This is a genomic window from Streptomyces sp. NPDC127114 (assembly GCF_042677525.1).
Classification (GTDB): Bacteria; Actinomycetota; Actinomycetes; order Streptomycetales; family Streptomycetaceae; genus Streptomyces.
This window is the reverse complement of sequence record NZ_JBHXTJ010000028.1, coordinates 81,226-98,994: the sequence shown is the minus strand read 5'-3', so window position 1 is coordinate 98,994 and position 17,769 is coordinate 81,226. Positions and strand designations below refer to the sequence as shown.

General features: G+C 73.6%; 17 protein-coding genes. 14 read left to right on the top strand and 3 right to left on the bottom strand.

The genetic code is table 11. The annotated features are described in order from the left end of the window. The 3 genes from ACFVGS_RS25815 to ACFVGS_RS25805 form a co-directional block, all read left to right on the top strand. The coding region (locus ACFVGS_RS25815; RefSeq protein WP_385693794.1) for a hypothetical protein at positions 1-1,117 on the top strand (1,117 nt) is incomplete at its 5' end. Then, positions 1,114-2,289 (top strand): type VII secretion-associated serine protease mycosin, encoded by a 1,176-nt coding sequence (gene mycP, locus ACFVGS_RS25810; protein WP_385693793.1) that lies wholly within the window; start codon positions 1,114-1,116, stop codon positions 2,287-2,289. The genes ACFVGS_RS25815 and mycP, both read left to right, overlap by 4 nt. Positions 2,290-2,381: 92 nt before the next feature. After that, positions 2,382-3,116: an SseB family protein gene (locus ACFVGS_RS25805; RefSeq protein WP_385693792.1), complete on the top strand. Its 735-nt coding sequence runs from the start codon at positions 2,382-2,384 to the stop codon at positions 3,114-3,116. Between the two features lie 39 nt (positions 3,117-3,155). Here the strand turns inward: ACFVGS_RS25805 and ACFVGS_RS25800 are convergent, their stop codons facing one another. Next, positions 3,156-3,524 carry a DUF1844 domain-containing protein gene (locus ACFVGS_RS25800; protein ID WP_384414681.1) on the bottom strand — a complete coding sequence of 123 codons (369 nt, stop codon included), beginning with the start codon at positions 3,522-3,524 and terminating at the stop codon, positions 3,156-3,158. Between the two features lie 302 nt (positions 3,525-3,826). Between ACFVGS_RS25800 and infC the strand changes: the two genes are divergently transcribed. The 10 genes from infC to ACFVGS_RS25750 all read left to right on the top strand — a co-directional run bounded on the left by infC (position 3,827) and on the right by ACFVGS_RS25750 (position 15,097). After that, positions 3,827-4,522, top strand: a complete 696-nt coding sequence (gene infC / locus ACFVGS_RS25795) for a translation initiation factor IF-3 (protein ID WP_384414684.1) — start codon at positions 3,827-3,829, stop codon at positions 4,520-4,522. A 125-nt stretch (positions 4,523-4,647) separates the two neighbouring features. After that, a complete protein-coding gene (gene rpmI / locus ACFVGS_RS25790) occupies positions 4,648-4,842 on the top strand; it encodes a 50S ribosomal protein L35 (protein ID WP_041128339.1) in 195 nt (64 codons plus the stop codon). A gap of 106 nt (positions 4,843-4,948) precedes the next feature. After that, the gene (rplT, locus tag ACFVGS_RS25785) at positions 4,949-5,335 is read left to right on the top strand and encodes a 50S ribosomal protein L20 (RefSeq protein ID WP_019884941.1); all 387 of its coding nucleotides are present in this window, start codon (positions 4,949-4,951) and stop codon (positions 5,333-5,335) included. Positions 5,336-5,452: 117 nt separating this feature from the next. Next, complete coding sequence (locus ACFVGS_RS25780) at positions 5,453-6,298, top strand: TrmH family RNA methyltransferase (protein ID WP_384414687.1); 846 nt, start codon at positions 5,453-5,455, stop codon at positions 6,296-6,298. Positions 6,299-6,378: 80 nt separating this feature from the next. Beyond that, the gene (locus ACFVGS_RS25775) at positions 6,379-7,632 is read left to right on the top strand and encodes an ATP-binding protein (RefSeq protein ID WP_384414690.1); all 1,254 of its coding nucleotides are present in this window, start codon (positions 6,379-6,381) and stop codon (positions 7,630-7,632) included. A 169-nt stretch (positions 7,633-7,801) separates the two neighbouring features. Then, the gene (pheS, locus tag ACFVGS_RS25770; protein WP_384414692.1) at positions 7,802-8,929 is read left to right on the top strand and encodes a phenylalanine--tRNA ligase subunit alpha; all 1,128 of its coding nucleotides are present in this window, start codon (positions 7,802-7,804) and stop codon (positions 8,927-8,929) included. Further along, positions 8,929-11,460 carry a phenylalanine--tRNA ligase subunit beta gene (gene pheT, locus ACFVGS_RS25765; RefSeq protein ID WP_384414695.1) on the top strand — a complete coding sequence of 844 codons (2,532 nt, stop codon included), beginning with the start codon at positions 8,929-8,931 and terminating at the stop codon, positions 11,458-11,460. Before pheS ends, pheT begins: the two co-directional genes overlap by 1 nt. A 323-nt stretch (positions 11,461-11,783) precedes the next feature. Then, a complete protein-coding gene (locus ACFVGS_RS25760; protein WP_384416414.1) occupies positions 11,784-12,851 on the top strand; it encodes a PP2C family protein-serine/threonine phosphatase in 1,068 nt (355 codons plus the stop codon). A gap of 286 nt (positions 12,852-13,137) precedes the next feature. Beyond that, on the top strand, positions 13,138-14,490 hold the full coding sequence (locus tag ACFVGS_RS25755) for a transcriptional regulator (protein WP_384416417.1): 1,353 nt from the start codon (positions 13,138-13,140) through the stop codon (positions 14,488-14,490). Between the two features lie 76 nt (positions 14,491-14,566). Continuing rightward, positions 14,567-15,097 (top strand): NUDIX domain-containing protein, encoded by a 531-nt coding sequence (locus ACFVGS_RS25750; RefSeq protein ID WP_384416420.1) that lies wholly within the window; start codon positions 14,567-14,569, stop codon positions 15,095-15,097. 99 nt (positions 15,098-15,196) lie between these two features. On the opposite strand, the gene ACFVGS_RS25745 is transcribed toward ACFVGS_RS25750, so the two are convergent. Further along, positions 15,197-16,057 carry a 3-hydroxybutyryl-CoA dehydrogenase gene (locus ACFVGS_RS25745; protein WP_384416423.1) on the bottom strand — a complete coding sequence of 287 codons (861 nt, stop codon included), beginning with the start codon at positions 16,055-16,057 and terminating at the stop codon, positions 15,197-15,199. A 199-nt stretch (positions 16,058-16,256) separates the two neighbouring features. On the opposite strand from ACFVGS_RS25745, the gene ACFVGS_RS25740 reads away from it, so the two are divergent. Further along, complete coding sequence (locus ACFVGS_RS25740; RefSeq protein WP_384416425.1) at positions 16,257-17,516, top strand: glycoside hydrolase family 10 protein; 1,260 nt, start codon at positions 16,257-16,259, stop codon at positions 17,514-17,516. A 47-nt stretch (positions 17,517-17,563) separates the two neighbouring features. On the opposite strand, the gene ACFVGS_RS25735 is transcribed toward ACFVGS_RS25740, so the two are convergent. After that, entirely contained in the window at positions 17,564-17,767 is a 204-nt protein-coding gene (locus ACFVGS_RS25735; RefSeq protein WP_384416428.1) for a DUF1918 domain-containing protein, read from the bottom strand. Between the last annotated feature and the right edge of the window lie 2 nt (positions 17,768-17,769).

The following is a 17,769-nucleotide window of genomic DNA, read 5'->3' as shown; positions in this document are numbered from 1 at the left end:
TTCCACGGCTCCGGTGCCGGCGGCCGCACCGGCGGACCGCACCGGCGAGGCCGGGCGGCCCCGCCGGGCCGCGCAGCCGCTGCCGCCCGAGCAGCCGGCCCGGCCGCCGCGGCCCGCGCGGCCGGCCCCGGGCGCCGAAGCGCCCACCGAGACCACCACCCGGCTCCGTCCCGTACGGGACGGCCGACAGGCTCCGCACCGCGGCACGCCTCCGCGGCCCGCCCAGGCCCGGCCCGCGTACCCCGCGCCCGCGGGCCCCCCGCCCGGCGCCGCCCCGCGCCCCGCTCCGGCGTACGCGTACGACGCCTGGGCCCTGGGCGGCGGCGTGCCCGAGGAGACCCCCGCCGAGACCACCACCCGGCTCCGGCCGATCCGGGAACGCGGCACCGGCCGGGTCGTCGCCGCCGCCGTCTGCGCCGTCCTCGCCCTCGGGCTCGTCGGCGGCGCCCTCACCGGCGCCGTGCTCGCCGGTACAGGCGCCGGTGAACCCGCCGAACCGCCCGGCTTCAGCCAGGCCCGCGGGCTCTGGCACGACGCCCCGGTCGACACCCTCTTCCCGCGCACCCTCTCAGGACCCGCCGCCGGCCCCGGCGGCGCCACCCGCACCTGGAGCCGGATCGTCGTCGCCCCCGACGCGCCCTGCACGGCCACCAGCCTGCCCCGGGCCCTCCACACCGCCCTGGGCACCGTCGGCTGCGACCGCGTGCTGCGCGCCACCTACACCGACGCCACCTCCTCCCACGTCGTGACCGTCGCCCTCGTCTTCACCCAGGCCGATCCCGCCACCATGCGCACCCTCGGCTCCCGCGCCGCCGACGAACCGGCACCCACCCTCTCCGCGCCGGGCACCGTGGCGGCCCGCTTCGGCGACCGCCAGCGGGCCAGCTGGTGGCGGCACGTCCTGACCGACCTGCCCGTCGTCGTCACCGCCGTCTCCGGGTTCGCCGACGGCCGCGTCGTCGGCGTGCCCGAGCACGCGGAGCGCGCCATGACGCCCAAGCGCACGACCGCCGTCGCCCAGGCGGGCCTCGGCCACGAGGCCAAGGGCGTCGCCGACGCCGTCGAACGGACCCTGCGCTCGACCGTCGCCGCCGCTGTCGAGGAGGACGGACGGTGACCGCCCGCCCGGCCGTCCGCCGTTCCGCCGTCGCGGTCCTCGCCGCCGCCTTCGCCGTCCTGCCGGCGACGACCACGCCCGCGTACGCCGACACCATCCGCGCCCGCCAGTGGGGGCTCGAAGCCCTGCACACCGGCAAGGCCTGGCAGACCACGCGCGGCGAGGGCATCACCGTCGCCGTCCTCGACACCGGCGTCGACGCGCGCCATCCCGACCTCGAAGGCTCGGTGCTGCCCGGCACCGACCTCGTCGGCTTCGGCGCGGAACGCGGCGACCGCGCCTGGGCCCGGCACGGCACCGCCATGGCCGGCATCATCGCCGGGCACGGCCACGGCCCCGGCGGCCAGGACGGCGTCCTCGGCATCGCGCCGAAGGTCCGGGTCCTGCCCGTCCGCGTCATCCTCGAAGGCACCGACAAGGCCCGGGACAAGGCGCGCAAGACCCGGGGCACCGCCCTCGCCGAAGGCATCCGCTGGGCCGCCGACCACGGCGCCGACGTCATCAACCTCTCCCTCGGGGACGACTCCGAGTCGGCCCACCCGGACGCGGGCGAGGACGCCGCCGTCCAGTACGCCCTCTCCAAGGGCGTCTCCGTGGTCGCCTCCGCGGGCAACGGGGGCGACAAGGGCGACCACATCTCGTACCCCGCCGCCTACCCCGGGGTCATCGCCGTCGCGGCCGTCGACCGCTACGGCACCCATGCCTCCTTCTCCACCAGCCGCTGGTACGCCACCGTCAGCGCCCCCGGCGTCGACATCGTCATCGCCGACCCCGACCGCCGCTACTACGAGGGCTGGGGCACCAGCGCCGCCGCCGCCTTCGTCTCCGGCGCCGTCGCGCTCGTCCGGTCCGCCCACCCCGACCTGACCCCCGCGCAGATCAAGCAGCTGCTCGTCGACACCGCGCGCAGCCGGCCCAAGGGCGGGCGCAGCGACGACAAGGGGTACGGCACGGTCGACCCCGCCGCCGCCATCGAGGCGGGCGCCAGACTGAAGGGCGCCGATCCCAAGACCGCCGTCGCGGGCTGGACGGGTCGCTACTTCGGGCCCGGTCCCCAGCCCGCCGCCGACGAGTCGCACCCCGTCGGCCTCCTCGCGCCGCTCGCGGGCGGCGCCGGCGTCCTCTTCCTCGCCGCCGCGGTGGCCCTCTGGCGCGGCGGCCGCACCCGCTGAACGCACCGCCGCCGCGCCCCGCGCGCGAGCGGATGACGAGGGCGGGTCGGCCCTGGTCATCCGGCCCGGAAGGCGGCGGTTAGGCTCGTGGCGTGGCGCTCAAGAACATCCCCGACCCCGGTTTCTCCGACGACGACGGCTCCGCCGACCCGCGGCTCGCCGCGGCCCTCGCGGCCTGGGCGGAGGACCGGACCGCCCACGGGCCGGTCCTGGAGGCGCTGCGCGGCGCCCGGCTGCTCGTCCCCGTCGTCGCCGTCCTCGGCGAGGTGGAGATCGACCCGGAGACCGGGCTCAAGCAGGAGAAGACCAGCGACATGGCGGTGCCGACGCTGACCGCCGGCGACCGCCGGGCGCTGCCCGCGTTCACCTCGATCGCCTCGCTGCACCTGTGGGACCCGGCCGCCCGGCCCGTCGCCGTCCCGCTGCGGCAGGCGCTCGCGGCGCTCGTCCACGAGAAGGCCGACACCCTGGTCCTGGACCTGGCCGGCCCGGTGGCGTACCAGGTGACCGGCTCGGCGCTGCTCGCGCTCGCCGAGGGCCGCAGCACCACGGACCCGCTGGACGACCCCGCGGTGCGGGACGCGGTCCGGGCCGCCGTCGCCGCCGAGCCCGCGGTGCTCCGGGCCCACCTGGGCCCCGGCACCGCCGACGGCACCCTGGCGCTCGTCCTCGCGGAGGACGCGGCCCCGGCGGAGGCCGCCCAGCGCGTGGCCCGCGCGCTGGCCGCCGACGAAACACTGAGGGCCCGCCTGGTGCGCGGCCTCGACCTGGCACTCCTGCCGGCCTCGGCGACGCCTCCCGGCGAGCCCTTCTACGTAAGGAACTGACTTCCGGCCCCGCGGCCGTATGGGACGGGGGGCCGCGTGCTAGCCGTAGACCGGCCCCGTGTACTTCTCGCCCGGGCCCTGGCCCGGCTCGTCCGGGACGAAGCTGGCCTCGCGGAAGGCCAGCTGGAGGGACTTCAGGCCGTCGCGCAGCGGGGCCGCGTGGAAGGAGGAGATCTCCGTGACACCGGCGTCGAGCAGGCCCGCGAGGGCGTGGATCAGCTTGCGGGCCTCGTCGAGGTCCTTGTGGTCGTCGCCCTCCTCGGTGAGCCCGAGCTTCACCGCGGCGGCGCTCATCAGGTTGACGGCGACCGTCACGATCACCTCGACCGCCGGGACCTCCGCGATGTCGCGGGTCATGGCTGCGAAGTCGGGGGTCTCGTCGGACTCGTTCTGGGGCGTCTCGCTCATGCCCCCACGATAAGCGGACGTACGGTTCGCGCCGACCGGCGGGTCCTGCTAACCTTGTGTAACGACCGGCCGGACACGTGCGTGCCCGGCCCGCAAGTGGAGGCTCCGTTCTCCCACCTGGCCGCCCTTGAGGGCGGCGGGTCACCGGTCAGGTGGCATCCATCGTTCCGTACGGACGATGGAGCCGCCCGATGTGCGCCCCGCGATGGTTCGCGGCGGTGCTCCGGTTTCATGGAGCCCCGCCTGTGTCCCGTCCGGGGCATTTTTCGTGCACCCGCTCGGTTGGTCCCGACAGTTCTACCGTGACGTGTCCGTCCGCCGAGGCGGTCGCGTGGTGCTACCGAGGAGGATCCATCAGCGCCGAGCCCCGCATCAACGAGCGGATTCGCGTTCCCGAGGTGCGTCTTGTCGGCCCCAGCGGCGAGCAGGTGGGCATCGTCCCCCTTGCCAAGGCCCTGGAGCTCGCGCAGGAGTACGACCTCGATCTGGTTGAGGTCGCGGCGAACGCCCGTCCGCCCGTGTGCAAGCTCATGGACTACGGGAAGTTCAAGTACGAGTCGGCCATGAAGGCCCGTGAGGCGCGCAAGAACCAGGCGCACACGGTCATCAAGGAGATGAAGCTCCGGCCGAAGATCGACCCGCACGACTACGACACCAAGAAGGGTCACGTCGTCCGGTTCCTCAAGCAGGGTGACAAGGTCAAGATCACGATCATGTTCCGTGGTCGTGAGCAGTCCCGCCCGGAGCTCGGTTACCGACTGCTCCAGCGCCTCGCGGAGGACGTGCAGGAGCTCGGTTTCATCGAGTCCAACCCGAAGCAGGACGGCCGGAACATGATCATGGTTCTCGGTCCCCACAAGAAGAAGACCGAGGCCATGGCCGAGGCGCGCGAGGCCCAGGCCGCGCGCAAGGCCGAACGCCAGGGCGGTTCCGCCGCCGCGGAGGCCCCGGCCGAGCAGGCTTCGGCCGACACGTCGGCCGAGAACGCCGAGGCGTGATCCCGCGGGGCTGCCTCACCGGGCAGCCCCAGGGTTCCGCCCGGAACCACCAAACGAAGACTGACGCTCCCGGTTGTCCGGTGCCCGCACCGGGGGAGCGCCACTGACGAGGAGATAACGGCGCTATGCCGAAGAACAAGACGCACTCCGGTGCCAAGAAGCGCTTCAAGGTCACCGGCTCCGGCAAGATCCTGCGCGAGCGCGCCGGCAAGCGCCACCTGCTCGAGCACAAGTCGTCCAAGCTGACGCGTCGCCTCACGGGCAACGCCGAGATGGCCCCGGGTGACTCCGCCAAGATCAAGAAGATGCTGGGCATCTGATCTGATCTCCCGCCCTCGTCCGACGAGGGCATCCGGCACAGACCGGGACCCATCCGTTTTCCGGGTCGTGTGAACACACCACGGCCCCGCTACAAGGAGTTAAGAAGTGGCACGCGTCAAGCGGGCAGTCAACGCCCACAAGAAGCGCCGGGCGATCCTCGAGCAGGCCTCCGGCTACCGCGGTCAGCGTTCGCGCCTCTACCGCAAGGCCAAGGAGCAGGTCACCCACTCGCTGGTCTACAACTACAACGACCGCAAGAAGCGCAAGGGCGACTTCCGTCAGCTGTGGATCCAGCGCATCAACGCCGCTGCCCGCCTGAACGGCATGACGTACAACCGCCTCATCCAGGGTCTGAAGGCCGCCAACATCGAGGTGGACCGCAAGATCCTCGCCGAGCTGGCCGTCAACGACGCCAACGCGTTCGCCGCGCTGGTCGAGGTCGCGCAGAAGGCCCTCCCGGCCGACGTCAACGCCCCGAAGGCCGCCGCCTGATCTTCCAGGCCGCAGTACTTCTGCCCGGACCCGCAGGCCCCGTGCCTGCGGGTCCGGCGCGTTGACCGCCACCGCCGCCGTCATCGAGCCGTCGTCGAATCAGAGAGCCGCAGGCACATGTCCACCCCCGCCCCCGAGCTGATCTCCCCGCGTTCGCCGCGCGTCGTCGCCGCCCGGCGGCTCGCCAAGCGCAATTTCCGGGGCAAGGACCGCCTCTTCATCGCCGAGGGCCCGCAGGCCGTCCGCGAGGCCGTCGAGCACCGCGGCAGCACCGGACAGCCGACCCTCGTCGAGCTGTTCACCACCGTCGAGGCCGCCGAGCGCTACGCCACGATCGTCGACGCCGCCCGCGCCGCCGGGGCCCGGGTCCACCACGCCTCCGACGCCGTCCTCGCCGAGGTCTCCCAGACCGTCACCCCGCAGGGACTCGTCGGCGTCTGCCGCTTCCTCGACTCGCCGTTCGAGGACATCATCGCCGCCCGGCCCAGGCTGGTCGCCGTCCTCGCCCACGTCCGCGACCCCGGGAACGCCGGCACCGTGCTGCGCTGCGCCGACGCCGCGGGCGCCGACGCCGTGATCCTCACCGACGCCTCCGTGGACCTGTACAACCCCAAGTCCGTGCGTGCCTCCGTCGGCTCCCTCTTCCACCTCCCGGTCGCCGTCGGCGTGCCCGTCGAGCAGGCCGTCGAAGGCCTCAAGAGCGTGGGCGTACGGATCCTCGCCGCCGACGGCGCGGGCGAGGACGACCTCGACGACGAGCTGGACGCCGGCACCATGGGCGGCCCGACCGCCTGGGTCTTCGGCAACGAGGCCTGGGGGCTGCCCGAGGAGACCCGGGCCCTCGCCGACGCCGTCGTCCGCGTCCCCATCCACGGCAAGGCGGAGAGCCTCAACCTCGCGACCGCCGCCGCCGTGTGCCTCTACGCCTCCGCGCGCGCCCAACGCCCCCGAACCACCTCCTGAGACCTCCACAGGACCCGCCCGCCTAGTAGGGTGACGCTCTCGGGGCCCACTGCGGTACACGGAGGGGTGGGATTACGGGGATGACGGTCGGCACGGGCAGTCCCGCACAGGCACGGAGCGCCGCGCCGCACGCGCCGGAGGCGCCACCGGCGCCCGGATCCGGGCAGCTGGCGCCGCTGCCCGCGTCCGAGCAGCGCGCACCCCTGCCCGTACCCGAGCAGTCCGTCCCCGGGCAGCCCGCCGCCCCGCCGTACGAGCACGACGGCGGTACGGCCACCGGCCTCGGGATCGATCCCGACGACCTGCCCGACGGTCTCGTCGTCGCCGACGAGACCGGCCGGATCGTCTGCTTCAACGCCGCCGCCGGCCGCATCACCGCCGTCCCGGCCGCCGCCGCGCTCGGCCGCCCGCTCGACGAGGCGCTGCCACTGGAGGACCTCAAGGGCAGCCGCTGGTGGGCGCTCACCGATCCGTACGGCGGTCTCGCCACCCGCAGCGGCCAGCCCGAGCGCAACCTGCTGCTGCCCGGCGGGCGCGAGGTGCTCGTCTCCGCCCGCTACGTCCGCGCCCGGCCGGGCGGACCGGTGCGGCGGGTCGTGGTCTCGCTGCGCGGCACGGAGGCGCGCCGGCGCACCGAGCGCAGCCACGCCGAGCTCATCGCCACCGTCGCGCACGAGCTCCGCTCGCCGCTCACCTCCGTCAAGGGCTTCACCGCCACGCTCCTCGACAAGTGGGAGCGCTTCACCGACGACCAGAAGCGGCTGATGCTGGAAACCGTCGACGCCGACGCGGGCCGCATCAAGCGGCTGATCGCCGAGCTCCTCGACATCTCCCGGATCGACTCCGGGCGCCTGGAGGTCCGCCGCCAGCCCGTGGACATCGCCGCCGCCGTCGGCCGGCACGTGCACGCCCACACCACCGGAGGCCAGTCGCCCGACCGCTTCTTCGTCCGGGTCAGGCCCGGCCTGCCCGAGCTGTGGGCCGACCCCGACAAGATCGACCAGATCCTCGGCAACCTGCTCGAAAATGCGGTGCGCCACGGCGAGGGAACCGTCACCATCGAGGTGGCACCCACCACGGCCACCAGCGACGGAGAGAAGGGGACGGAGGTCACCGTGAGCGACGAAGGCCCCGGCATCCCCGAGGAGTCGATGGGCCGCGTGTTCACCCGCTTCTGGCGGGGCAGCAAGCGCGGCGGCACCGGGCTCGGCCTCTACATCGTCAAGGGCGTCGTCGAGGCCCACGGCGGCACGATCACCGTCGGACGCGGTCCCCGTGGCGGGGCCGAGTTCCGATTTATCCTGCCCGTCGGCACCCCGGCACACCTCCTCTGACCCGTACGCGCGTCTCGCCTGACGAGACCGTACGAGGTCGGGAGCCGGTCGGACCGCCCACGGGCTCATTCGCGTCCCCGCGCCCCGTTAGACTCGTCCTTTGGCACGTTTGCGCCCTTGACGTCGAGCTCGGGGCCGCCCAGCCAAGCCAACGGAAGCACGGGAAGAGATGTCGGCACCCAATAAGTCGTACGACCCGGTCGAGGTCGAGGCCTTGAAACCGGAAGAGATCGAGCGCATGCGGGACGAGGCGATCGCCGCCTTCGCCGCCGCAGGCGACCTCGACGCGCTCGCCCACGCGAAGACCGCGCACACCGGCGGCACCTCGCCGCTGGCGCTCGCCAACCGGGAGATCGGCGCCCTGCCCCCGCACGCCAAGGCCGCGGCCGGCAAGATCGTGGGCCAGGCCCGCGGTGCCGTGTCCAAGGCGCTCGCCGCCCGCCAGGCCGAGCTGGAGGCCGAGCGCGACGCCCGGGTCCTCGTCGAGGAGGCCGTCGACGTCACCCTGCCGTACGACCGGATCCCGGCCGGTGCCCGGCACCCGCTGACCACCCTCATGGAGCGCGTCGCCGACGTCTTCGTGTCGATGGGCTACGAGGTCGCCGAGGGCCCCGAGGTCGAGGCCGAGTGGTTCAACTTCGACGCCCTGAACTTCGTGCCGGACCACCCGGCGCGCCAGATGCAGGACACCTTCTTCGTCCAGGGCCCTGAGGGCACCACGGGCGACGAGTCCGGTGTCGTGCTGCGCACCCACACCTCGCCGGTGCAGGCCCGCACCCTCATCGACCGGGAGCCCCCGGTCTACGTGGTGTGCCCCGGCCGCGTCTACCGCACCGACGAGCTCGACGCCACCCACACCCCGGTCTTCCACCAGATCGAGCTGCTGGCCGTCGACGAGGGCCTGACGATGGCCGACCTCAAGGGCACCCTGGACCACATGGTCCAGGCGCTCTTCGGACCCGACATGAAGACCCGGCTCCGCCCCAACTTCTTCCCCTTCACCGAGCCGTCCGCCGAGATGGACATGCTCTGCTACGTGTGCCGCGGCGAGTCCGTCGGCAACCCGGACCGTCCCTGCCGCACCTGCGGCAGCGAGGGCTGGATCGAGCTCGGCGGCTGCGGCATGGTCAACCCGAAGGTGCTCGTCGCCTGCGGTGTGGACCCCGAGAAGTACAGCGGATTCGCCTTCGGGTTCGGCATCGAGCGGATGCTGATGTTCCGCCACAACGTCGAAGACATGCGAGACATGGTCGAGGGTGACGTCCGGTTCACCCGGCCTTTCGGGATGGAGATCTGATGCGGGTCCCGCTTTCCTGGCTGCGGGAGTACGTCGACCTGCCGGCGACCGCGACCGGCCGTGACGTGCAGGCCAAGCTCATTTCGGCGGGCCTCGAGGTCGAGACCGTCGAGCAGCTCGGCGCGGGCCTCACCGGCCCGCTGGTGGTCGGCAAGGTCCTCACCATCGAGGAGCTGACCGAGTTCAAGAAGCCGATCCGCTTCTGCACCGTCGACGTCGGTCAGGCCAACGGCACCGGTGAGCCGCAGGAGATCATCTGCGGCGCCCGGAACTTCGCCGAGGGCGACAAGGTCGTCGTGGCCCTGCCCGGCGCCGTGCTGCCCGGCGACTTCCGCATCGCCGAGCGCAAGACCTACGGCAGGGTCTCGCGCGGCATGATCTGCTCGGGCGACGAGCTCGGCATGGGCGACGACGGCTCGCACGGCATCATCGTGCTGCCGCCGGAGCACGAGGTCGGCACCGACGCCACCGCGCTGCTCGAGCTGTACGACGAGGTCCTCGACATCGCCGTCACGCCGGACCGCGGCTACTGCCTGTCGATGCGCGGCGTCGCCCGCGAGGCCGCCATCGCCTACGGCCTGCCGCTGCGCGACCCGGCGCTGCTCGACGTGCCCGCGCCCAACGCGTACGGCTACCCGGTCCAGGTCGCCGACCCGGTCGGCTGCGACCGCTTCGTCGCGCGCACGGTCGTCGGCCTCGACCCCGAGGCCCGCTCGCCGATCTGGATGCAGCGCCGCCTCCAGAAGGCCGGCATGCGCCCGATCTCGCTCGCCGTGGACGTCACGAACTACGTGATGATCGAGCTCGGCCAGCCGCTGCACGCCTACGACCGCAGCCGCGTCGACGGCCCCATCGGCGTCCGCCGCGCCGCCGCCGGAGAGACGATCACCACGCTCGACGGCGCCAAGCGCGTCCTCGACTCCGGGGACCTGCTCATCACCGACAACAGCGGCCCCATCGGCCTGGCCGGCGTGATGGGCGGAGCTCACACGGAGATCGCCGACCCGGTCACCGACCCGGAGACCGGCATCGTCACCGGCACCACCGAGGTCGTCATCGAGGCCGCGCACTTCGACGCGATCTCGATCGCGCGCACGGCCCGCCGCCACAAGCTGTCCTCGGAGGCGTCCAAGCGCTTCGAGCGCGGCGTCGACCCGCAGGCCGCCGCGGCGGCCGCGCAGCGCACGGTGGACCTGCTCGTGCTGCTCGCGGGCGGCACCGCCGAGGCCGGCGTGACCGAGATCGTCGCCCCGTCCGCGCCGCACACGATCACGATGCCGGCGAACCACCCCGACAAGGTGGCCGGCGTGGCCTACGGCCGCGAGACCGTCGTCCGCCGTCTCCAGGAGATCGGCTGCGACGTCTACGGCCAGGACGAGCTCGTCGTCACCGTCCCGTCGTGGCGTCCCGACCTCTACGTGCCGAACGACCTGGCCGAAGAGGTCATCCGCCTGGAGGGCTACGAGAACCTGCCCTCCACGCTGCCCAAGCCCCCGGCCGGCCGCGGTCTCACCGAGCGCCAGCGCGTCCACCGCCGGGTGGGCCGCGCGCTCGCCGGCGCCGGCTACGTCGAGGCGCTGAACTACCCCTTCATCGGCGAGCAGGTCTTCGACCAGCTCGGCCTGGACGCGGACGACGCCCGCCGCCGGGTCGTGAAGCTGGTCAACCCGCTGTCCGACGAGGAGCCCGCGCTCCGTACGACGCTGCTGCCCGGCCTGCTGGGCGCGCTGCGCCGCAACGACGGGCGCGGCAGCCACGACCTGGCGCTCTTCGAGACGGGCCTGGTCTTCCGTCCCACCGAGGGTCAGCCGGCCGTGGCCGTCCGCCTGGGTGTCGACGGCCGTCCGTCCGACGAGGAGATCGCCCGCGTCAACGCCGCGCTGCCCGCGCAGCCGCGCCGCGTGGCGGTCGTCCTGGCCGGCGCGCGCGAGCAGGCCGGCTGGTGGAGCAAGGGTCGCCCGGCCGACTGGGCCGACGCGATCCAGGCCGCGCGCACCGTGGCCGCCGAGGCGGGCGCGGAGCTGCTGATCGAGGCCGACCAGCACGCCCCGTGGCACCCCGGCCGCTGCGCCGCGTTCCACGTGGTGATCGACGGCGTGAAGACCCTCGCGGGCCACGGCGGCGAACTCCACCCGCGCGTGGTCAAGGCGCTCGGCCTCCCGGCCCGCACCTGCGCGATGGAGCTGGACCTGGACGTCCTGGAGCGCGCGAGCGCGGGCCCGCTGAAGGCCCCGCGCATCTCCGCCTTCCCGGTCGCCACCCAGGACGTCGCGCTGGTCGTCGACGAGGACGTCCCGTCCGCCGTGGTCGAGCACCACCTGGCCGGCGGCGCGGGCGAACTGCTGGAGTCGATCCGCCTGTTCGACGTCTACACCGGGGACCAGGTCGGCGAGGGCAAGAAGTCCCTGGCCTACGCCCTCCGCTTCCGCGCCCCCGACCGCACCCTGACGGTCGAGGAGGCCACGGCGGCCCGCGACGCCGCGGTCGCCACGGCGGCGGAGCACACGGGCGCGGTACTGCGCGGCGCCTGACGGCGACGCCGTACGGCGCAGAGCGAGCGAAGGGGCCCTGCCCCGGGGCCGACCGGCCCGGAGCAGGGCCCCTTCGCACACCCCTGGCCCCGGCCCCTCCGCCTGCCGGCCCCTGCCCCCGGCCCCGCTCCCGCCGGCGGAACGGCCTGCCGGCATCCCGCACTCCCGTGCGGGTTCCCGTCCGGTTGCTCACTCCTTCGGGTGAGATCTCCGGTGGGTGTTCCTCCGCGTCCTCCGGCCCCGCGAGAATCGACGCGGCCACAGGGGCGGGCCTGTGTGCCGCAGGGTCTTCGGGCGCTGGCGGGCCTCGGGAAGGGCCGTGGATGTTCCGTGACAGGTCATTGGTTGCCGAAGGCTCCTGGCTTCGGCGGACGGCTCCGCTGCTGGTCCCGGTCGTGTGGGGGGCCGTGGCCGTCGCCTGGCGGCTGTGGTGTCCGCTGGCGCGGGAGCCCGGGCTGCCGATGCGGATCGCCACCAGCGTCGTCTTCCTGACCGTCGGGATCGGGATCGTGCTCGGCGTGCGGTGCGGGCTCACGCGCGAGCTGGCGCGGGTGCGGGCCGTCGCCGACGCCACGCAGCAGGTGCTGCTGCGACCGCCGCCCGCGCGGCTCGACGGGCTCGCGGTCGCCGCGGGGCAGTTGTCGGCGTCCCGGGGCGCCGTGGTCGGCGGGGACCTGTACGAGGCGGTGGCCACGCCGTACGGGGTGCGGATCGTGATCGGGGACGTGCGCGGGCACGGGCTCGCCGCGCTCGGGGCGGTGGTCGCCCTCCTCGGCAGCTTCCGCGAGGCCGTGCACGACGAGGCCGAACTCGCCGGTGTGCTTCGGAGGCTGGAGCGGGCCCTCGGACGGCACCTGTGCGAGCGGGCCCGCGAGGAGCACCCGGCCAGGGGCGGGCGGGCGCCCGAGCATCCCGCGGCCGAGGAGTTCGTGACGCTGCTGCTCCTGGAGATCCGTCCCGACGGCCTCGTCGAGGTCCTGGACTGCGGTCACCCCGGGCCGTACCGGATCGGCGGCCGCCGCGTCGAACCCGTGCCCGTCGGCGAGCCTCTGCCGCCGCTCGGTGCCTTCCCGCTGCCCGCCGACCTCGTGCCGTACCCCGCGACCCGGCTGCTGCCCGGCGAGACCCTGGTGCTCCACACCGACGGTGCCGAGGAGGCCCGGGACCACCTGGGCCGGTTCTTCCCGCTGCCCGCCGTCCTCGCCGGGGCGGCGCGCGAGGCCCCCGCCGTGCTCGTGCGGCGGGTCCACGCGGCGCTGCTGCGCCACACGGGCGGCCGGCTCGCCGACGACGTCGCCCTGCTCGTCGTCCGCAACGACCGGGTGCGGGTACCGGCGCAGCCCGCCGAACCCGGGCTGCGCCGTACCCGGCCCGCGCCCTCCCCGCACTAGTTGTCCGCACCAGTGAGACAGGGAAGGGCAGTTGGCCGGCGCCGTCCGTGCTGCCACGGAGTGTCGGGCAGATCAACAGCACGGACGGCGCACGCGACCGGGCGACCGCACTGTACGAGGGGGAGCCGGCGGCCCGGTCCTCGCCCTTCGGCGAGGGACCCAAGTCAACCCGTAACGGGGCGACTTCGGCAGCGCGCGCGGAACGGAAGAACGAGCACTTCGTTCACACCCCGTGCGAAAGCGTCCTTTCACTAGTCTGAGCGCACCGAATCACCGGAGCGGTCCCATGCAGCCCACGCCCCAGCCCAACACCCTCCTCGACGCACTGCTCGCCGAGGCGGGCATCTCGAACGCCGGCCTCGCCGCGCGCGTGAACCAGGCCGGCCGGGCCCGCGGCCTCGCGCTGCGCTACGAACACACCGCGGTGGCACGCTGGTTGAAGGGCCAGCGGCCGCGCGGCCAGGTGCCCGACCTGATCTGCGAGGTGCTGGCCGGCCGGCTGCGCCGCCAGGTCACCCTCGACGACATCGGACTCGGCGTGCCCGGCACGCTGCTGCCCGCCCCCGGCACGCCGCTCTCCGGCTTCGTCGACCGGGCCACCGCCCTGTGGCGCTCCGACGAGCAGGGGCGCGGCAACGTGCTCGCCGCGCAGGCGGTGACCGGCACCCCGGCGGTGATGCCGGTGTGGGAGTGGGAGAACCCGCCGGAGGACGTCGACGTCTCCCACGAGGGCCGCACGCGGGTCTCGGCCGCCGACGTCTCGATGCTCACCGCCGCCCGCGCCCACTACGAGCAGATGTACCGCAAGGCGGGCGGCATGGCGACGCGCGCCCGGATCGTCGGCTTCCTCGGCACCGGGACCGCGCCGCTGCTGCGCGGCGCGTACGGGGACGCGCTCGGGCGGCGGCTGCACCGGGCGGCCGGCGGCCTGGTGGCGGTCGCCGGCATCTGCGCGTACGACTCCGACGCCCAGGGCCTCGCCCAGCGCTACTTCCACCAGGCGCTGCGGCTCGCCAAGGCGAGCGGTGACCGCGGCCTCGGCGCCTACGTGGTGGCCCTGCTCGTCAACCAGTCGCTGTTCATGGGGGAGTACCGCCAGGCCGTGGCGTTCGCGGAGGCCGCGCTGCGCTCGGCGGGGCGGGAGATCACGCCCGCGCTCGCCGCCGATCTGACGGCGATGCAGGCGAAGGCGTACGCGCACCTCGGCGACGGGGCCGCGGCGCTCGCCTGCATCCTGCGGGCGGAGGCGGAGGCGGAGCGGATCAGCCCCGGCAGCGAGCCGGCCGAGACGGGATACGTCCAGCCGGGTCTGGTCAACGTGCAGGTCGCCGAGGCCCTGCTCAGTCTGGGTGAACTCGCGGCGGCCCACGAGCACGCGGCGGCGGCGGTGGGGACTCCGGCCCACGACCGGGGGCGGGTGCACCGGCTCGCCATGCTGTGCCAGATCGAGCTGCGGCAGGGGGAGCCGGACCGGGCGGCGCGGACGGCCGAGGAGATGACCGAGCAGGCGCGCGGGATGGAGTCGCGGCGGCTGCGGGACCGGCTCCGGCTGGTGCGGGAGCAGTTGCTGGCGAGCGGGGGTGAGGAGGCGCGCCGGGCGGCCGAAATCGTCGACAGTGCGCTGCGCGTGCCCCTGTGAGCGATTCCTTGCGACCTGGCGCCTGCTGCGATATTGCCACCAAGTAATCACCGACCTGTCGGAAGGTGGCAAAAACGTGCAGTGGACGAAACTAAGTGAACAGCCGGTTTATGAGAACCGCTGGTTCCGGGTCAATCTCGCGGACGTCGAACTCCCCGACGGCCGCCGGCTCGACCACTATCTGATCCGGCTCCGCCCGGTCGCCGCCGCGACCGCCGTCAACGACGCCGACGAGGTCCTGCTGCTGTGGCGCCATCGCTTCATCACCGACAGCTGGGGCTGGGAGCTGGCCGCCGGGGTCGTCGAGGACGGCGAGGAGATCGAGGCCGCCGCGGCCCGCGAGATGGAGGAGGAGACCGGCTGGCGCCCCGGGCCGCTGCGCCCGCTGCTCACCGTCGAGCCCTCCAACGGCCTCACCGACGCCCGTCACCACCTCTACTGGAGCGAGGAGGCGACCTGGACGGGCCCGCCGCAGGACGCCTTCGAGTCCTCGCGCCTGGAATGGGTCCCGCTCAAACTCGTCCCCGACATGATCGCCCGCGGCGAGGTCCCGGCCGCGAACATGGCGGCCGGGCTGCTCATGCTGCGCCACCTGAGGCTGGGCTGAGCAGGGGCCGCGGAAAGGGCGGACGGCCCGTACCTGTGCGGTGTACGGGCCGTCCTCTCGGCAGCGGAGCCGAGGTCTCAGGGGTGAGGACCGAGGTCCTCAGGAGTACGGGTAGAAGCCCGACCCCGACTTGCGGCCGAGACGGCCCGCGTCGACCATCCGCTGGAGCAGCGGCGGCGCGGCGTACAGCGGCTCCTTGTACTCGGCGTACATCGAGTCGGCGATGGAGGCGATGGTGTCCAGGCCGATCAGGTCGGACAGCTTCAGCGGTCCCATCGGGTGGGCGCAGCCGAACTCCATGCCGTTGTCGATGTCCTCGCGGCTCGCGATGCCCGACTCGAACATCCGGATCGCGGAGAGCAGGTACGGCACGAGCAGCGCGTTCACCACGAAGCCCGAGCGGTCCTGGGCGCGGATCGCGTGCTTGCCGAGGGTCTTCTCGGCGAACAGCTGGGCCCGGCTGATCGTGCCCTCGGAGGTGGTGAGGGCGGGGATCAGCTCGACCAGCTTCTGCACCGGCGCGGGGTTGAAGAAGTGGATGCCGATGACCTGGTCGGGGCGGGAGGTCGCCACCGCCAGCTTCACCAGCGGGATGGACGAGGTGTTGGAGGCCAGGATGGCGTCCGGCCGGGTGACCACCTGGTCGAGGACCTGGAAGATCTCGGTCTTGACCTGCTCGTTCTCCACGACGGCCTCGATCACGAGGTCGCGGTCGGCGAACTCGCCCAGGTCGGTGGTGAAGCTGAGCCGCGCGAGCGTCGCGTCGCGCTCCTCCTCGCTGATCTTGCCGCGTTCGGCGGCCTTGGCGAGCGAGTTGTAGAGCCGCGTGCGGCCGATCTCCAGCGCCTCGCCGGTGGTCTCGGCGACCCTCACGTCAAGACCGCTGCGGGCGCACACCTCCGCGATGCCCGCGCCCATCTGGCCGCAGCCGACCACTCCGACGCGCTCAATGTCGGCCATGGAGTCCGTCACCTCGTGCCTTTCGCTCTCTGCTGGCGGCGGGGGCCCGTGTGATTCCGGTGCGTCCGCCTCGACTCCACGACGTTACTCCCGACACGCCCGATGATCGATCGTTCTGGGGTGGGCATGCTGTCCGATGGGCTGTGACGTATCCGATAGCGAGGGGTGACAAATGCCGCCGATCGGTAGAAGAGGGTTCATGGCCAGGGCGGGGGCCGCGCTCACGGGCCTCGGTCTCGGTCCGGCGGGGAAGCCGGCGGCCGCCTCCACGAGCGTCGAGAACGGGGAAGCCGTGGAGGCCGGGGAGGCCCGGGAAGCGGCGGAGGGGGCGGAGGACGTGGAGGCGGTCGAGGCCGACGGTGCCGCGTTCCGCGGCATGTGGATCGCCACCGTCACCAACCGCGACTTCCCGTCCCGGCCCGGACTGAGCGCCGCCGAGCAGCGCGCCGAACTCGTCGCCCTGCTCGACCTGGCCGTACGGCGCCGGATGACCGCCGTCATGTTCCAGATCCGGCCCTCCGCCGACGCCCTGTGGCCCTCGCCGTACGAGCCCTGGGCCCAGTGCCTCACCGGCGTCCAGGGCGCCGACCCGGGCTGGGACCCGCTCGGCACGGCCGTGACCGAGGCCCACGCGCGCGGCCTCGAGCTCCACGCCTGGTGCAACCCGTACCGCGTCGCGAACCACACCGACCCCACGCGCCTGGCGGAGAACCATCCGGTCCGGCTCCACCCGGAGTGGGCGCTCAGCTACGACGGGCGGCTGCTGTACAACCCGGGCCTGCCGGAGGTCCGGCGGCACGTCCAGGACGCCATGCTCGACGCCGTGAGCCGTTACGACGTCGACGCCCTGCACTGGGACGACTACTTCTACCCGTATCCCGTTGCGGGGCAGACCCTCGACGACGACGAGGCCTTCGCGCGGTACGGGGCGGGATTCGCCGACCGGGCCGCCTGGCGGCGGAACAACACCGATCTGCTCGTCTCCGGGACGGCCGAACGGATCAGGCGGACCAAGCCCGGCGTCGCCTTCGGCATCAGCCCCTTCGGCGTCTGGCGCCACGCCACCACCGACCCGGCGGGCTCCGACACCGCCCTGGCCGTGCAGACCTACGACGACCTGTACGCCGACACCCGGCGCTGGGTCACCGAGCGCTGGATCGACTACGTGATGCCGCAGCTCTACTGGCACATCGGCTTCCCGTCCGCCGACTACGCCAAGCTCGTGCCGTGGTGGGAGCGGACCGCGCGCGGCGCCGGCGTACGGCTCTACCTCGGCGAGGCGCTGTACAAGGTGGGCGATCCCGCCCAGCCGGCGGCGTGGCAGGACCCGGGGGAGCTCGCCCGCCACGTGGAACTCGCCCGCGGCTACCCGGGTGTCGGCGGGCACTGCTACTTCGCGGCCCGCGAGGTCGCGAAGGACCCGCTGGGCGCGCTCACCGCCGTCCTCGCCGACGACTGACGCCTTCTCGCTTCCCGTAAGTGTTCGATGGAGCGGCCGCCCGGGGGCTACATGCTCCCGGGCTCCTGGTGGTGGCGTACGACGGTGTCGGGGCCCGGGGACATCAGGGCCTCGTGACCGTCGTCGTCGAACTTGACGCGGTACGGCGGAGCACCGTCCTCGCCCTTCACCTCAAGGACCTCGGCCGTACGGTCGTGCTGACCGACGGTCCGGCCGTGCACCAGCAGTTTGTCGCCCACGCTCGCACGCATCG